The sequence below is a fragment of the Pseudomonas sp. EA_65y_Pfl1_P113 genome (assembly GCF_963970525.1).
In the GTDB taxonomy this organism is placed as follows: Bacteria; Pseudomonadota; Gammaproteobacteria; order Pseudomonadales; family Pseudomonadaceae; genus Aquipseudomonas; species Aquipseudomonas tritici.
In genome coordinates this window covers 1-1105 of the sequence record NZ_CAXAQM010000099.1, presented here as the reverse complement: position 1 = coordinate 1105, position 1105 = coordinate 1, and the positions used below count along the sequence as shown (strand labels likewise).

Annotated in this window: 2 protein-coding genes; both read right to left on the bottom strand. The window is 57.6% G+C overall.

The features are described 5' to 3' along the window. On the bottom strand, window positions 1-535 hold a 535-nt coding region (locus tag AACY52_RS28445), incomplete at its 3' end, for a toxin VasX (RefSeq protein WP_339561087.1). After that, a partial coding sequence (locus tag AACY52_RS28440; protein ID WP_339561086.1) for a DUF4123 domain-containing protein occupies window positions 532-1105 on the bottom strand: 574 nt, incomplete at its 5' end. The genes AACY52_RS28445 and AACY52_RS28440, both read right to left, overlap by 4 nt.

Below are 1105 nucleotides of genomic sequence, written 5' to 3'. Positions count from 1 at the left end.
TGGCCAGCGGCGGGCAATGAGGCGCCTGTAGCTCGTTAGCCACCGTGCGCAAGGCAACGTGACGCATGTGCGCACTGCGTTTGGCGCTGCTGTCGCTCAGCGCCTTGCAGTGTTCCGGATTCAGTGGAAACTCGCTATAGAGCATCCAGGCGTCATAGATTTTCTTCAGGGCCAGACCTGTCAGGGTGCCATCCAGCACAACGGTGGCATCGGCTTCCAGCGCCTGCTCACTCAGCAAACCATTCGGCCCGATTGCATAGCGCTTGAGAGGACCGTTGTCTTGCCACAAGTACAGAAAACCTCCCCGCAGGCGGCGTGCCGCCATAGGGTGGCTCTGGGTAGTAGCGCCGGGCACGCAGCAAGGATGGGCGGCTTTTTCTTCCGCCAGGGCATACCGCACAGGCACTACGAATATGTCGGGTTGGCGGGCTTGGCAGGGCGTAATTGAACTGTTGATATCTTCGTGTGGTATCCCCGTGGCGGCTCGGTCTGCCTGAGCCAACTGGTCAACCATGGCCAGTTTTTCAGCACTCATACGGATAGTTCCTTATCGGTGAGTTGCTGACGCTTTAGTTCAGCACTCAGGTTGTCCAGGCGTTGCTCAGGTAAAACCCCAGGTTCGGTGAGAATCTGTCGGTAAACGGCATGGCCGGGAGCGTCAGGAAAGTCATTACCTAGTAAGGCGTGAAAGCTGGCCCAGCGAGTGACTTCATCGGCGGCAGCGTAGCCTTGCCTTTCAGCGCTGAGCTGACAGGTTGTGACCCACTGCTGCTGTGCGGCGTGATCCAATCCTTGCAGGCATTGAGGGAAGTGCTGCTGACAATGTTCGATCAACTGCTGGGCAAGACGTAGCCGCTTGGCTTCGCTCAACTGAGCCAGTTGTTCTGGGGTAAGGCATAACCAAGGCTTATCCGTGTACTGCCCGATGGGCTGTTCAGGGTTTTCCTGACGAATACATCCGGAATCGTGAGCCAATTCCGGCAGCAAAATAAGTCGGATTGGCCCCATCAATCGATCACGCGCCTGGGGCTCCAGACCAGTCAGCCACAAACGCGTGATACGGGGGTCGTAGTAACGAAAAAGGACCGTGGCATCGCCCTCGACG